General features: G+C 62.8%; 17 protein-coding genes and 4 tRNA genes. 11 read left to right on the top strand and 10 right to left on the bottom strand.

The window, feature by feature from the left end; translation table 11 throughout:
• Nucleotides 1-18 precede the first annotated feature (18 nt).
• From HTS88_RS12240 to HTS88_RS12230, 3 genes are all read right to left on the bottom strand, one after another.
• On the bottom strand, nucleotides 19-918 hold the full coding sequence (locus HTS88_RS12240) for a carbon-nitrogen hydrolase family protein (RefSeq protein ID WP_174178722.1): 900 nt from the start codon (nucleotides 916-918) through the stop codon (nucleotides 19-21).
• Nucleotides 919-1,143: 225 nt separating this feature from the next.
• Nucleotides 1,144-1,821 carry a hypothetical protein gene (locus HTS88_RS12235; protein ID WP_174178720.1) on the bottom strand — a complete coding sequence of 226 codons (678 nt, stop codon included), beginning with the start codon at nucleotides 1,819-1,821 and terminating at the stop codon, nucleotides 1,144-1,146.
• The gene (locus HTS88_RS12230) at nucleotides 1,818-2,630 is read right to left on the bottom strand and encodes a hypothetical protein (RefSeq protein WP_174178718.1); all 813 of its coding nucleotides are present in this window, start codon (nucleotides 2,628-2,630) and stop codon (nucleotides 1,818-1,820) included. The genes HTS88_RS12235 and HTS88_RS12230 overlap by 4 nt, the downstream gene beginning before the upstream one ends.
• Before the next feature lie 201 nt (nucleotides 2,631-2,831).
• Between HTS88_RS12230 and HTS88_RS12225 the strand changes: the two genes are divergently transcribed.
• The 3 genes from HTS88_RS12225 (at nucleotide 2,832) to HTS88_RS12215 (ending at nucleotide 5,767) form a co-directional block, all read left to right on the top strand.
• Complete coding sequence (locus tag HTS88_RS12225; protein WP_174178716.1) at nucleotides 2,832-3,494, top strand: recombinase family protein; 663 nt, start codon at nucleotides 2,832-2,834, stop codon at nucleotides 3,492-3,494.
• Nucleotides 3,495-3,536: 42 nt separating this feature from the next.
• Nucleotides 3,537-4,427, top strand: a complete 891-nt coding sequence (locus HTS88_RS12220; protein WP_246256251.1) for a nuclease-related domain-containing protein — start codon at nucleotides 3,537-3,539, stop codon at nucleotides 4,425-4,427.
• Between the two features lie 131 nt (nucleotides 4,428-4,558).
• Complete coding sequence (locus HTS88_RS12215) at nucleotides 4,559-5,767, top strand: hypothetical protein (protein WP_174178714.1); 1,209 nt, start codon at nucleotides 4,559-4,561, stop codon at nucleotides 5,765-5,767.
• A 196-nt stretch (nucleotides 5,768-5,963) separates the two neighbouring features.
• Here HTS88_RS12215 and HTS88_RS12210 read toward each other — a convergent pair whose 3' ends face one another.
• From HTS88_RS12210 to HTS88_RS12185, 6 genes are all read right to left on the bottom strand, one after another.
• Entirely contained in the window at nucleotides 5,964-6,209 is a 246-nt protein-coding gene (locus HTS88_RS12210; protein WP_174178712.1) for a hypothetical protein, read from the bottom strand.
• A 72-nt stretch (nucleotides 6,210-6,281) separates the two neighbouring features.
• Entirely contained in the window at nucleotides 6,282-6,536 is a 255-nt protein-coding gene (locus HTS88_RS12205; protein ID WP_174178710.1) for a hypothetical protein, read from the bottom strand.
• A complete protein-coding gene (locus tag HTS88_RS12200) occupies nucleotides 6,533-6,928 on the bottom strand; it encodes a hypothetical protein (RefSeq protein WP_174178709.1) in 396 nt (131 codons plus the stop codon). Before HTS88_RS12200 ends, HTS88_RS12205 begins: the two co-directional genes overlap by 4 nt.
• On the bottom strand, nucleotides 6,925-7,230 hold the full coding sequence (locus tag HTS88_RS12195; protein ID WP_174178707.1) for a hypothetical protein: 306 nt from the start codon (nucleotides 7,228-7,230) through the stop codon (nucleotides 6,925-6,927). The genes HTS88_RS12200 and HTS88_RS12195 overlap by 4 nt, the downstream gene beginning before the upstream one ends.
• A gap of 40 nt (nucleotides 7,231-7,270) precedes the next feature.
• A complete protein-coding gene (locus HTS88_RS12190; RefSeq protein ID WP_174178705.1) occupies nucleotides 7,271-7,504 on the bottom strand; it encodes a hypothetical protein in 234 nt (77 codons plus the stop codon).
• The gene (locus tag HTS88_RS12185; RefSeq protein ID WP_174178703.1) at nucleotides 7,488-7,838 is read right to left on the bottom strand and encodes a hypothetical protein; all 351 of its coding nucleotides are present in this window, start codon (nucleotides 7,836-7,838) and stop codon (nucleotides 7,488-7,490) included. Before HTS88_RS12185 ends, HTS88_RS12190 begins: the two co-directional genes overlap by 17 nt.
• Before the next feature lie 74 nt (nucleotides 7,839-7,912).
• Here HTS88_RS12185 and HTS88_RS12180 point away from each other — a divergent pair, with 74 nt between their 5' ends.
• The 5 genes from HTS88_RS12180 to HTS88_RS12160 all read left to right on the top strand — a co-directional run bounded on the left by HTS88_RS12180 (nucleotide 7,913) and on the right by HTS88_RS12160 (nucleotide 11,242).
• Nucleotides 7,913-8,293: a hypothetical protein gene (locus HTS88_RS12180; RefSeq protein ID WP_174178701.1), complete on the top strand. Its 381-nt coding sequence runs from the start codon at nucleotides 7,913-7,915 to the stop codon at nucleotides 8,291-8,293.
• A 155-nt stretch (nucleotides 8,294-8,448) separates the two neighbouring features.
• Nucleotides 8,449-9,312: an FHA domain-containing protein gene (locus tag HTS88_RS12175; protein ID WP_174178699.1), complete on the top strand. Its 864-nt coding sequence runs from the start codon at nucleotides 8,449-8,451 to the stop codon at nucleotides 9,310-9,312.
• Nucleotides 9,281-10,933: a protein kinase domain-containing protein gene (locus HTS88_RS12170; protein ID WP_174178697.1), complete on the top strand. Its 1,653-nt coding sequence runs from the start codon at nucleotides 9,281-9,283 to the stop codon at nucleotides 10,931-10,933. The genes HTS88_RS12175 and HTS88_RS12170 overlap by 32 nt, the downstream gene beginning before the upstream one ends.
• A gap of 138 nt (nucleotides 10,934-11,071) precedes the next feature.
• Nucleotides 11,072-11,157, top strand: a tRNA-Thr gene (locus HTS88_RS12165).
• 11 nt (nucleotides 11,158-11,168) lie between these two features.
• Nucleotides 11,169-11,242 (top strand) — tRNA-Pro (locus HTS88_RS12160).
• Here HTS88_RS12160 and HTS88_RS12155 read toward each other — a convergent pair.
• Nucleotides 11,234-11,914: a hypothetical protein gene (locus tag HTS88_RS12155; RefSeq protein ID WP_174178695.1), complete on the bottom strand. Its 681-nt coding sequence runs from the start codon at nucleotides 11,912-11,914 to the stop codon at nucleotides 11,234-11,236. The genes HTS88_RS12160 and HTS88_RS12155 overlap by 9 nt on opposite strands.
• Nucleotides 11,915-12,059: 145 nt before the next feature.
• Between HTS88_RS12155 and HTS88_RS12150 the strand changes: the two genes are divergently transcribed.
• From HTS88_RS12150 to HTS88_RS12140, 3 genes are all read left to right on the top strand, one after another.
• Entirely contained in the window at nucleotides 12,060-12,566 is a 507-nt protein-coding gene (locus HTS88_RS12150) for a hypothetical protein (RefSeq protein ID WP_174178693.1), read from the top strand.
• 236 nt (nucleotides 12,567-12,802) lie between these two features.
• Nucleotides 12,803-12,875 (top strand) — tRNA-Val (locus HTS88_RS12145).
• Between the two features lie 62 nt (nucleotides 12,876-12,937).
• Nucleotides 12,938-13,014: transfer RNA gene (locus HTS88_RS12140), tRNA-Thr, on the top strand.
• The last annotated feature ends 101 nt before the right edge of the window (nucleotides 13,015-13,115 follow it).

Below are 13,115 nucleotides of genomic sequence, written 5' to 3'. Positions count from 1 at the left end.
TTGGCAGCCGGGCTGGGTTTAGCCAGGCCAGCGGAAGACGTCGTCGCGGCTGTAATGCCCCACGACGTCGAAGTATCGCTTGGCAGCCAGAGACCTGCCTAGATCGATGTCGGCGATAACGATCCCCTCATCGTCGTAGAGGGGGCCGGCTATGGCGCGTCCGTTGACTGGCTCAAATATTGCGGCACCACCACGTCCAAGCGCGTTATCACCGTCAGGGAGTTGGGCGGGAAAGTCATCGGGAAAGGCGGATCGGGGAATGTACTGGGGGACCGACACCACGTAGGCGCCCGATTCGATCGCTATATGAGCCATCGTGGAGAGCCAGCCCTTGGAATCATCGGCAGTCGGAGCTGCCCAGATCTGCACGCCCTGTCGATAGAGTGCATATCGAGCCAGAGGCATGCGGTTCTCCCAACAAATGAGGCCACCGACTTTACCGAGCGGCGTATCGACGACAGACAGGTCCTGCCCGTCACCAATGCCATGGAACAGACGCTCATGCATGGTGGGCATCAGCTTGCGATGCTTCAGGAGCAAGCCCTCAGGGCCAAGTAGGACCATCGTGTTGTAAAGGCTTCCCGGCCTGGTGGACTCCCTTTCGTTGACTCCAAGCACGCAGTACATGTCATGCTCCGCGCAGGCGGAGATGAAGCGGTCGATCTGGGGTCCCGGTACGTCGACAGAGGCGTTCCAGAGACGGGCCCAGGTGTCATCAAACCCGTCGAAGCGGCCCGCGTTGTAAGCCCAAATGCTTGACGGGTACAGGGGAACGAACAGCTCCGGGAAAACCGCGAGTTTCACGCCTGCCGCCGATGCCTCACCTAGGAGAATGAGTCCCTTCGCTACCGTTGCCTCTGCATCGAGGATTACCGGAGTGGCCTGGATTGCAGCGATTCGTACAGTAGCTGCCGACATAAGCCAACGTTGGCACGCGGCCGAAACTTCGTCAACGGCCGTTCGTAAGTTGCGGCGGACTCAAGCGGGCGTGGAATGATGCCCAGGTGGGCTAGGCGCAATTCGCGGACGGCCGTCGGAGCCTCCACGGTCCATGACGAGGTCGCCCTTCGAATTGTTTTGCTGAATGGTGGAGTCGGTTAGCCGGGTGGCCTCCTCTGGTCGAGGTGGCGTCAGGCTGAGGACCTAGACAATGGCCCCGTGCTTCAATTTGAGAGGCCCGGAATGGCGGGGAAAGCCAGCCCAGAACACCATCATGAGCCCTGCGGTGGCGGCGCCGCCGGCGTGCATCCAGGGCGAACTCCATGACCCGGCCGGTGTTGGAAGCGCTACGGCCACCACAACGGCGGCCACCGAGAGAAGTACCTCCACGGCGGCCTGCAGTTGTCCGTCCTTGTAGCTACGTCGGGCCAGACGGAGGAGCGGGATGGCCGGCAGCAGGAACACTGTGAGGCTGAAGATCACCCAGGTGGCGTTGAAGGTGAAGAGCGCCATACCGAGCAGCAGGAGCCCCAGGAACTTCAGCAGCTGCACGGCCGGGAGCGGGTTCTCCGGAGTCCACCTGCTCAGGAGCAGCCCCCAGGCCGGGAGCCCGAGCAGCCAGCCACCGGCCCAAAAGCCGAGATCCAGAAGGCCGGCCCCCACGAGCAGGGCGCCGGGCAGCAGGAACGCCACGGCCTGCCGCAGCGGCGGAAGTTTTCCGACGGGTCCGAAGATGCAGGCCCCGATCAGCAGATAGACGGCTGCATACCATGGCAGCAGCTGGATGATGGGATCTGCCAGGCTGAACACCAGCAGGGGCAGCGCCGGGACCATGACGCACACCGCGGCGAACGTCCAGGGGCGGCGGATGTCAGGGCTCACTGACGGCTCGATAGCTCAATGTAGCGCTTGCCCGCTGTCTCGAGCAGCTGGACTGCCTCGAATAGCACAGCGGTGAGCATTCCATAGCGGATGGTCATCCGGAAGTGGGCGCCGGTTTCGGTGCGGGTGCCTCCCACTTCCTGTAGCTCGTGTGAGGCCAGGTGGGCCCATAGCTTCCCGTGTGCATGTCCGCTCGCGAGTTGCCACGCCGCCAGCCAGGGCATGACAGCGTTCGGATGCCACCGCTCAATCTCGGTGAGCATCTGCGTCGTTGAGGGCAGTTTTGCGGACTTGCTCAAAGGATTCCAGCTACCAAGCCCAGCGAGAATTGCGACCTCCTGCATCCGGGCGCGACGCTTCTGTTTCGGCGATGGCTGTCCCATGGCTACCCGGAAAGCAGCAGTGTTGCTAATTTCATCGACGCCTAGCATGATCCTGCGTTTTATCCGCAAGGTCCCGTTGACTGGTTCCAGGAGCCAAAGTGCAACAACTGCGGCGTCCAAGGAGTTGCGAATCAAGGTATAGGCGCCGAACGGGCTGGCCAGCATATCAACCCTTGTTTCCGACTCACGGACCATCATCTGCTTGAGGGAGGCGATGCATCCGGAGGCCACGGCCAGCTGCCCTGACGCATAGCCGGACACCGGATAATGCTCGATCCTCTCATCGTCCCGGCAGAGGCGTGAGCCATCCTGTGGATCCAGCAGGGGAGTTAAGGCCTCATCAATGTCAGACGACCTATCAAACAGCCGCATGATCCACCTGCTGAATTCAACCTCGTCTTGGTCATCCACCGGGAGTTTGATCACGGAACGAAGTCTACGGGCGAACGACGGGCAAGTCGGCGGGAGAGACTTCCCGGATCGTCTCACGAACTATAGGTAATAGGACCGATGCCCCAATAGCCGTTTTTGCGCCGTTCTGGAGCTATAAATGTCTCACCAAGCCGGTACAAGTTGTTGTCTCACAAGTCCTCAAGGAAACCCGGACTGCTACGACAGGAGCTTTCGATGAAACTCGGATACGCCCGCATCTCCACCTCGGACCAGGACGCCAGCATGCAGGTCGAAGCGCTCATCAATGCCGGCGTCGATCCGAAGCGGATCTTCACCGACGAGCTCTCCGGCGCCAGGGAAGCCAAGGAGCGCCCCGGCATGAAGGCCCTGATGGACTACGCCCGGGAGGATGACGAGATCTACTTCTGGCGCCTGGACCGGATCGGCCGCTCCGTAATCGATGTGCTGAACACCGTCAACGACTTCACGGCCCGGGGCATCAAGCTGTACTCCATCATGGACAACCTGGACCCGACCAGTGTCCAGGGCCGCATGCAGCTCGCGATCATGGCCACGCTGGCCGAGTACGAGCGGGAGCTCATCAACGAGCGGGTGCGGGCCGGGGTCATCAGCGCCCAGAAGCGGGGCGTCCGGTTCGGGCCGGCGCCGATGGAGGAGTCCATCGCCAGGGACCGGGTGAACACAGCCCGAGAGCTGATGGCGCAGGGCAAGACCGCCGAGCACGCCGCCAAAACCGTCGGCTGGTCCAAGGCCACCCTTTACCGGTACATGAAGACCTACGAGGGGGCGCCCGCCCCCAAGGAAGCCGTCCGGCCCAAGCGGACATCAGGCCGGTCACGCTACGTGGAGAAGACGACACTGCCGTCTCGCGAGTGACCTACGCATGCTTCCTGGCAAACGACCCCGAGGGAGCACAGCATGGATCCGTTCGCCTGGATGAAGCCCGCGACTGAGCCGGAGGCAATCTCTTCGGTGGCTGTCACTGAACGGCCTGAACCACAGCCCGCACCCGAGCAGGCGCCGACCTTCGTCTACAACCCGTGGAAACTCAAGGAGCTCCGCCGGCTGTACATCAACCTGCCGGACGGGTCCAAGGTAGGCTACCTGGACCTGGCCACCCTCGCCGCCGTCCCCGAATCCGGCGACACGGCGGGACTGCTCCGGCAGGCCCTGGCCGGGCTGTCTCCCAACACGCAGCCATTTACGGCGCCAGTCGGTCCTGCTGCCGTCGAGGCGGTTCCGACTCCTGCTCCGCGGGCATCACAGGTTGTGCCCTGGCTCGACCTGTCCGCCAACCGCCCCGGCCAGCTCATCGAGAACCTGGACGACACCTCTTACAAGGCAGGGGTAGCGGGGGAGCAGCGCACAGCCGGCGTCCTGGCGGGCCTGGAGCGGGAAGGCTACCGGGCGCTGCACTCGGTTCCGCTGAGCCCGCGGAAAGACATCGACCACCTGGTCATCGGGCCGACCGGGATACATGCGGTCAACACCAAGGCCAGCAGCTATGAGGTGACCGCCAAGGACGAGGCCGTCTACGCGGACGGGTACCGGCAGAAGTGGATCGAATCGATTGGCCGCGACGCCGGCCTGGCGGGCGAGTACCTGGCGCGGGCCGCCCGCATGGAACTCGAGGTCCAGCCCCTTGTCGCGGTGTGGTCGACGATCGGGGTGACCAGCTCGTCCCCGTACTTGGTCGCGGGCGAGGACTTGCGCGCGGCCATCGCTGGGGCACCTGTCTTCCCGACCTCCTGGGTCGACGTCGTCTACAACATCGCTCGTCGATCCGACACCTGGACGGCTAACCATTGATGGCATGTCCGGGGCATCCGTCAGGATGAGGCAGCTGGCACCATGACCAGGGACAGAAACCATAGGATGTTCCGGGGCAACCTCTGCCGAGGATAGGACGGACTGTGTACATACCAGTTAGGCGCGACAAGATGTTGGATGACTTCCGGATGTCGGTCCTGGGAGAGCTGCCGAGATTCAGGTGGGGACGCTTCCAGCAGGCTGTCAGGGAGGAAGACTACTTAGGGGCACTGGACATTGCCGCCCAGGCGCTCGACGAGGAAGCTCAGCGCTACCGCATGACAACCCGCGCCAGCGGACCTCATGTTGTTGCCCCCGACCGGGTTGCCTTATATCTGGCGTCGATTTTCGGGCGACTGGACGTGATTGACCGCGTAATCGCCATTGAACAGTTCGCACTGGAAGCTGCCCGGCAGCCTTACCGGCCCCAGTTCGGCGACAAGCCCGACAATGACCTTGATACGGTCCTGGAATCACACCACCGCCGCAACGCCGACGCCGCGCCGGTGGTTCACGGCGAACGCCTTGCCATGGCAATTCAGCACAAAGAAGATCACAGCCGCTTCACGGCGATCCTGGAAGCTGTCAGGAACCGTCCCGGCATTCTCCAAGTTGATCTGGCCGGGGTCATTCCGGACCGGGACACGAAGTCCGTCACGCGTATGGTGGACCAGCTGGAGTCAACGGGCCTGGTAGCCACTAAGAAGGTCGGAAGCCGCGTGGCCGTCTGGCCGGCTGAGCACTCCGACGCGCCGTCGGAAGCTGAACGGCGCACACCGCGGTGGTATTGGGCAGTGGATGACTACTGGGAAGACCGTCCGTACGAATGGGAGGACCCGGCCCGCACAACCGCGGACATTGAAGCCTTGGCGGACTTTGTGGAAGAGGCAGCACGGCAGCCGGGCATCGACGAGGGGCTCCGGCCTACCCCGTTGGATTTCCTGCAAGGAAGAACATGGCACTTTGTGTCCCCGGCCCTGTCGGGAGGCTACCCCGTGCACGCCGACCCGGAGCAGCTGGCCTTGGCTTTCTGGGGGCACCGGGACCTCGAGGAAGCAGCCGCAATGGCGGAGCGGATCATCCACAGCGGAGGAGCCGACACGACTCCAAACCAGAAAAAGAAATGGCTACTCGCCCGTCCGCGCCACACGCATGTGGAACGGATACCTTTCACAGAGCGCTTCCGCAAGGACCAGGGGTGGCTTCTCCGCGAAGTCCCCGAACCCACACCCAACAGTGTTCCGGCAACCGCCTTCACGGCCTCCGGGGTTTGCACAGACCCAGACAAAGCCGCGGAACTAGGAGTCGCTTGCTGGCTGAAGCAGCGAAAAACCCGCTAGCAGAACGGCCTTCGCCGCCTTGATCGGTAACGGGCTGAGGACGGGAAGTTCGGATGGCTCAGCCAGGGGCAGAAAAGCCCCGCAAATTAGACCCTTAGCGCCCCTCTGACCGTAAAAACTGGTATGAATTACATCGTGGGTGTGGGATGCCGGCAACGGGCAGGCGGGGGTTTAGCCCGTGCCGGGCGCCTTCCCTCTACCCCGGCAGGGCTTCCCGATGTACCTCGTATGGGCTTTTGAGGTCCTGGGGGACGACGACACAAACCTTCAACAGACTCTCGACGATGGCGTCGGCCAAGTCGATCATCTCCGGTGCATTCGGATCTTCATCCTGGCCGGTATTGATGCCCTGCCTTTCGAACTCCGCGTAGAGGGCCTCCATCACGTAGTCCTTGGCGGCGGCGTTCTGAGCAGGCTCGTAGCCTTCGGGTATCTCGGCCATGTCTGTCCTTCTGTTGGGATTATGCCGGGGCATCACCGCCGGCCTGTCTCCAACAACCATGCGGAGACCAGGCTATGTGTCGGACGTGGAGCCTGCCCGGGGAGCCTGGTAAGGGCTGTGTCGCTGCTGGCCTTCGTAGCAGGCCTGGTAGCCCTTCTTCCAAGCACTGTCGCTAAGCTCCCGGACTGACTCAGCGGTGAGGCGGAGAATGCCGTCGGCCCGGTCGTGGTCTTCTACAGCGGCGATGATGGCCCGCACCCGGTCTTCCTGGGTGTCGAATTGGGACTCGTTGTCCGCGCGGAGCGCAGCCTGGAGGCGCAACGTCATGCCGCACCCCCAAGAGCCTTTTCGACCGCGGCGCGGTATGCCCGGCCCCAGTCAGCGATCGCCGCTTCGGCCATCCCGCCAGTTTCCGGCCAGTCCCCCGGAGGGCAGAGTGCTGCGGCCTTGTCGGCCAGTTCCAGGCCGGCGTCGATGGCGCTGAGGAGCTTGGTCATGTCCGATGGTGCGTGGGCGATGAAGGCGGCATCGGCCTGAAGTCCCTCCCTGGTGGAGTACTCGGCAGGGTCGGGCATCCGGCAAATCATCGGAAGGCCGTCCTCTTCTGCGTAGACGTCGATGAAGTTCACGCCCTCGCCGGGATCATTGACGTCCATCACAGCCCACGCTGCCGGGCCAACCGCACTCAGTCTGGCGCGGATTGCTTCGAGGGCGTTCACTGGACACCCTCGACATACAGCACCGTGTAAGGGCCGCTCCAGATGCGGGAGAGAGCAAGAGGTTTGTAAGCCCACTGGCCGCGGCTGAGGATCATCCGTTCTTCGGGACTGCCGTCTTCCATGATCCACCCCTGATTTTCGATGTGGAAGGCTGAATACATGCGCCCTTGGGCGATGATGGCGACGTGGGAGACGAGGTGCTCTCGGTTGATCTGATGAAGGAGCTCGACGAGCTCCTCAAAGGTGGTGGCGTCTGCGACGGCGAAGGTGTTCGCGCCGGACGAGGCTTGTTCTGAGTGCATAAGGCCCATGTGTACGGACGGGCGACGAACGGGCTGCGGGTCACCCCCGGGAAGGCAATTTGACCCTGTCCCTGCGACCGGTAATTTTGCGTGCGGTGAGGATTGCCTCGGAGACTGCCCGTACCGATTTCGCCGCCAGGTCCTCGCCCGCGAAGCCTTCCAGCTGGCGCAGGCCGCGGTGGAGCGCCCGGGCCTCAACGCTGCCCGGGGCAACCTTCTCCAGGGCCTCGTTCAGCAGGTCGCCGGCGGGTGCCGGTTCAGGCAGTAATCCCATTGGTCACCTCGACAGCGATTTCGCTGCGGTTGTTCAGCTCCCTGACCAGCTGGGGAGTAGAAAAGAAACGGAGGACTTCGCCGCCGGCGTGGTCTGTGTGGTCAAGGACCCAGTTGGAGCGGCCGCGGCGGTATGCGGTGACACGGTGGCCGTGCTCGTCGATGAAACGGATCTGACCGGTGACCTCCGGCAGGTCCACACCGGGCAGTTCCGGTCCGCCGTCGGGCGAGGTGGGCCCGGTAGCGTGAAGGAACCCCAGACGGGCGAAGTAGGCGCGGGCGGATGCCAGACGGGATGCGGTTCTGGCCAGGTCAACGGCAGTCTTGGAGGTCATGTCCGTCATGTGTGCGGATGCCGGACTGGAGCTTCCCGTGGCGCAGCAGGGTTCTCGCCGTACACATTCAACTCATGACATACGACTGGTTCAAAGAACGCGAGCTCGAGCGCATCGGCACCAGCAGTGACTTCCGGTTCGCCGCATCGCTGTACCTCCATGCCGGGACCGAGCCATCGGACACGCGCCTGGAAGAGGCGCTGACCTACGCCAACACCACCGACCCACGGACTATTTCCCCGCATCTGCGCAAAGAGGTTTTCCGTCTCGCTTCCGGGCAACGCATCATCGAATTGACCGATCCGGTCCTCGGCGCAGACTTCGCCGATGCCGTCATCTCGTATGAGGCGGCCGGCGGCTCTCTCGCCCAGGACTTCTCCCCAGCCTGGGCCGCAGGCGTTATAGAGCGGATTCTTGCCGGGACACGCGGCATCGCCCACCCGCAGGCAGCCTAACCCTTCGCAACGCGCCGTAGTGAGGTGGAACCGATGCAGCCGTTCTTCAGAGCTGCGACCCGGGGACGTCATCAACGCGCCACTTATTCACGCGAGAGGATGCACGCAGTACGCTGATCCCAGATTCCAACGGTGCCGGCGTGGAGGAAGATGACGTGAACGAGTTCGTCGGTTTTCTTGTCGTCATCGGTTTCTTCATCGCCCTGCCCGTGGCCGCAGCCTTTTTCTTCTTTCACCACGTTGGAAGGCTGCACAACGTCAGCACCCTCAGCGCGGCGCGCGATTACCTGCGTAAGGACCTGGACGCGGGCCCCCTCACACCCTGGCGGATGAACCTCCGCTACCGTGCCATCTTGCGCCAGACCGGAGTAAAAGGCCCATCCGGGTCGGTCATGCCGGTCCGCAAAGTAACCTTGGCGATGCCTGTCGAGGACTTCCGTTTTGCCCAGCAATTCGGCATCGCAGAATTTGCCCGGCAACTGGCAGACTATCGCCACAAGTACGCACTGAAACAGGGCTGGTACCCGCCAGGTGAAGATCCCGTCCCGGTTGCCGTTTGGCCGGACGAGAGCCGGAAGCGGCTTCGGCCGGAGCTGTCCTACGAAGTGGCCCGGGACGGGTTGACCCGAACCATCACCACCGAGGGCAATCCCGTGGATGACATCTCGCGGACCGAGCCCCTGAATGGACTGGCCTGGATAACGTTCCAAGGGAAAGAATGGACGCTCCGGCCCCGTGAAGCTCCCTACCGGCTGGGCCGGGGGGAGGAAAACCAGATCCGCACCATCCATGAGACGATCTCCGCACGTCATGCCGTCATCCGATACTCGCGCGACAGTTGGGTGCTGGAGCCCCTGGAGAGGACCACCAATCCGACCAGGGTTGACGGACAAAAAATCACAGGACCCACCCCGCTGTCGTCGGGTTCGATCATCAGGATTGGCGATGCGGACCCCATCCGTTTCGACGAAGGCGCCGCCGTGATCGGTGACAGTACAGCCACTGACCGCCGGGGATGACCGGCGCAACTTGGACGCCCTGCGGGGCGGGGAGGCGGTAAGGGTGCACGCAGGACAACTGCTCGACAGCGGGAGATACGAACTCCTTGAACTGATCGACAGAGGGGGAATGGGCGAGGTCTGGAAGGCGCTCGACAGGAAACACGGCCGAGTGGTGGCCATCAAAGGGCTCAGCGACAACGCTGTCGGCGGGCCCGGGAACAGGCGGCGGCTGGAGCGGGAGGCATCGAACCAGGCCCCGCTCAATCACGCACGCATCGTTCCCGTCATTGACACCATCAATGAGGACGAGCAGCTCTACCTGGTCATGCGATACATCGAAGGCCAAGATCTGCAGACGGCCAGCGCGTCCGGGACGCTGTCCGAGGCCGACAAGGTGGCGATCCTCACGGGCGTCCTGTCAGCGCTGACTTATCTGCACGGGCCGGCTGCCATCATCCACAGAGACCTGAAGCCGTCAAACATCCTCCTTGACAGCAACCATGAGCCGTACGTGGCAGACTTCGGAATCGCTGAATCACACTTGGACCCCGATGCGACCAAATCGCAAGCCTTGATCGGCAGTCGACCGTTCATGGCGCGGGAACTCCTTGACGGGGCGCCGGCCAGCAGGGCCTCGGACATCTGGGCCTTCGGTGCCGTCGCTCTCTGGCTCTTCACTGGGCGGTCGCCGCGACAGGGAACTCCGGACGGAAACTTCGCAGGATCCCTGACTGCCGAAATCCTGGCTGCGCTCAGCCAGGACCCGGCGCGCCGTCCTGCGGCGTCGGAGCTGTTCGACGCCTTCCGCAGGGCCGAACGGGAAGGCTTGACTGCAGCGGTTCCAGTCATGGCAGACGGCGGCGCTACGCGCCCCGTCCCGTCTGCCCCGGAACATGCGCCAGCCGCGGCGGCGGCTCCCAGACGGCGACACTGGGTGCCCGCGGTGCTCGTTCTTGCTGTCCTGACAGCGATCGTGGTCCTGGTGATGTCACAGCTGCGCCCTGGAGCCGTAGCGACCCCGCCGGCTGTCACACCAACTCCAACACTTTCGGAGCAAAGCCCCACACCATCGCCGTCCACGACTCCGACCCCGACACCGACGCCAACGCCAACTCCCACCCCGAGCGCGTCGTCAACCGCACCCAGCCCAACGGCTACGAGCCGGCCAGCTGCTGCAAGTCCCTCCTGGTACTACTTGGCCGACATGGTTTACGTCCAGACCGAAATTGAAAGCGGAGGCTGTACCGGGGGCTGTACCGGCTTTCAATGGGGCCCCGCAAGTATCTCGGGAGACGTTTACCCCAGAAGTTTCATCATGCGACTCGCCAGCAACGGCGTTCGAAGCACGGCATTGTGGAATGCCTACACCAAGTGCACGACATTCGAGGCCACCATCGGTCTCGATGACAGCTCGGCGTCCGTCAAGGCCCGCTTCCTCCTGGAACGCGAGGGCGGCGCTACCGAAGACCTTGGCGTCTTCAACACCGGAGTGCCCCAAAAGGTCAGTGTGGATCTGACCGGTGTCTTCAGATTCAAGATCGTCACCTACCTGGCCGAAGCGAGCAAGCAGACAACCCAGAAAGCAGTCTGGGGTGATGCGAGAATGCTGTGTTCAACCCTTCCCACACCGGCACCATAAGCAGCCCCGTTCAATGACGGCCCCTTGAACGAGTTGGGCCAGTCCTTATGGGTACACGCGGGGAAGGTATCTGTCACATCCGCACACATTGGCGGCATGACGATCCTTCGAGCCACCCAAATAGCACTCCTCGCAGCAGCTCTCTTCCTGGGGGTCACCGCCGACGTTTTCAGAGCGTCTGTTTCGTAATCAGAAGGTCGCCAGTTCGAACCTGGCAGAGGGCTCGCAGCAACACCGGGGTATGGCGCAGCTTGGTAGCGCGCATCGTTCGGGACGATGAGGTCGCAGGTTCAAATCCTGTTACCCCGACGCGGTTGCCGGAGGTCCCTTTGGGTCGACGCCCAACTGGTTCTTATGGTGCTTCCTCATATGTTCGTACAACATGTCAACCAACCGCTCCCGTATCTGTTGGAGCGAAGGAGGTGGCATCCACGTTGCTTTTGGGGCTTGAAAGAAGTACGTGCGCCCATCTTGGGCATCGTGAAAAACCCAACCTCTTGAGGCATACATCTGGCTGGGCACTGAATGGAATTCGATGCAGTCAAACCGCCGGTACTTGGCATCCCATTTCTTGGCCATTTGCCGTCTTGCTGTCTCGCACTCGGTCTCGTGCACTGCTTTCCTTGCCCGATCTGATTCGTAGGACGACCAAAAGCGATACTCGATGGCAGGGACGGGCATACAGTACTCATCGAGCCCCACTTTGCCGATGGCTGGGTGCTCGGGTGGTATCCATATCTTTTTATCCGAGCGGACCCGTCCCCCTCTTGAACGGAATTCCCTGAACGCGGCACCCACGCCGGCGTCCAACTCTTGCCAGTGAACTGTCCCAGAAGCCTCGGTTTCGGTCTTCCACGCCACGACCAGTGGCCGCACGAGGGCCCTGTGGGCTTCCAGCTCCCGAGCGTGGCTCTCGCTCAGCAAGTGGAGTTCATGCTTCTTCGCTATGGCGTCATCGAAGTTGAAATCATCGTCTGACATGGCGAGAGAATACGCCTGAGGGCGTCGCGGCGAAAGAGTGCTCAGCCGTAGGTTGCATCTTCTAGTTTGGCCGATACGCCCGGCTAGTGAACCGGCCTGGTCCGCACACATGGGGCCAGAACTGTTTTCCAACGAAAGGCCCATCATGGCAGCTGCCCGCGAGATCGAAACCGAAGAGCAGTGGGAGGCCCTGGCGGTCGGAACTCTGGCCAAGGTGTACTGCATGGAGGTCGACGACCAGGGGGTCGAGTCGGACACCCTGACCGTCTACGTGACCCGCGTGGAGGGCGACGCCCGAGCCAACATCGGGGAGTACTGGCTGGCCGGCGGCAAGTGGTGGTCGGACGTGTGGCACTGGCAGCAGGGCGTTTTAGTCGTCGACGTCGCCGAGGTCATGGCTGACCCGTTGCTGGGCCCAACAATCTGCCCGAGAACCCGGTCACCGCGGCCGAAGAGGTTCTCCGGGCAGCCGCAACCGAGCGTTCCACCCCTGCGGCCGTTGTCGGCAAGCTTCTGGACCTGGGCCGGCAACCGCCCGTCAAGGTGCCTGACGGGGTGCAGGTCTGGACGATCACCGGCACGCCGGTCCCGGGGGACCGCGTGGACGGGCGTCAGGCCTTCCTGCAGTTGCCGACAGGACCGGAGCCACTGAAGTACGAGGGCGGCGTTGACATCATTCTGGATAGCCCGGTCATCACCGTGGTCAACGAACGGCTTCGCACCTGACGGCTGGCCAGCGGTGAGGTTTTCGGGCCCCTCCGCACACATAGAAAAGGTTGGACACCGCTGCGTAGGCCTATGCGCAGCCCTTGGAGTCTGGCGGCTCGGTGATCCATGTCCCGTGGCCGGTCCGGCCGGTCAACGGCGGCGGGATGGAACATAGGCCGGGCTTGTTTGGCTCAGTTGGTAGAGCGCCCGCCTGACGCGCGGGAGGTCCGGGGTTCAAGTCCCTGAACAAGCACTGCACCGAAGTTATCCGGGCTGCAGCCAGTGAGCGGCTGGCCTGTGATCCACTGGTGGCACGCCTCCTTAGCTCAGTTGGCCAGAGCGGCGCTCTTGTAAAGCGTAGGTCGTCGGTTCGAATCCGACAGGGGGCTCCAGGAACCCCTCTATTCCGGCGATTTTGCCCGATATGGAGGGGTTTTTCATGCCCGAAGATGACGCACAACGCGCTTACAACACGCTTTCAATAAAATTGGTG

The organism is Pseudarthrobacter oxydans (genome assembly GCF_013314975.1).
Classification (GTDB): Bacteria; Actinomycetota; Actinomycetes; order Actinomycetales; family Micrococcaceae; genus Arthrobacter; species Arthrobacter oxydans.
The sequence above is the reverse complement of the archived record's forward strand: the minus strand, read 5'-3'. Positions and strand labels throughout refer to the sequence as shown.

Coding starts and splice junctions, on each gene's coding strand:
- HTS88_RS12240 (WP_174178722.1), bottom strand. CDS start 918: ATGTCGGCAGCTACTGTACGAATCGCTGCAATCCAGGCCACTCCGGTA.
- HTS88_RS12225 (WP_174178716.1), top strand. CDS start 2,832: ATGAAACTCGGATACGCCCGCATCTCCACCTCGGACCAGGACGCCAGC.
- HTS88_RS12220 (WP_246256251.1), top strand. CDS start 3,537: ATGGATCCGTTCGCCTGGATGAAGCCCGCGACTGAGCCGGAGGCAATC.
- HTS88_RS12215 (WP_174178714.1), top strand. CDS start 4,559: ATGTTGGATGACTTCCGGATGTCGGTCCTGGGAGAGCTGCCGAGATTC.
- HTS88_RS12210 (WP_174178712.1), bottom strand. CDS start 6,209: ATGGCCGAGATACCCGAAGGCTACGAGCCTGCTCAGAACGCCGCCGCC.
- HTS88_RS12205 (WP_174178710.1), bottom strand. CDS start 6,536: ATGACGTTGCGCCTCCAGGCTGCGCTCCGCGCGGACAACGAGTCCCAA.
- HTS88_RS12195 (WP_174178707.1), bottom strand. CDS start 7,230: ATGCACTCAGAACAAGCCTCGTCCGGCGCGAACACCTTCGCCGTCGCA.
- HTS88_RS12190 (WP_174178705.1), bottom strand. CDS start 7,504: ATGGGATTACTGCCTGAACCGGCACCCGCCGGCGACCTGCTGAACGAG.
- HTS88_RS12185 (WP_174178703.1), bottom strand. CDS start 7,838: ATGACCTCCAAGACTGCCGTTGACCTGGCCAGAACCGCATCCCGTCTG.
- HTS88_RS12180 (WP_174178701.1), top strand. CDS start 7,913: ATGACATACGACTGGTTCAAAGAACGCGAGCTCGAGCGCATCGGCACC.
- HTS88_RS12155 (WP_174178695.1), bottom strand. CDS start 11,914: ATGTCAGACGATGATTTCAACTTCGATGACGCCATAGCGAAGAAGCAT.
- HTS88_RS12150 (WP_174178693.1), top strand. CDS start 12,060: ATGGCAGCTGCCCGCGAGATCGAAACCGAAGAGCAGTGGGAGGCCCTG.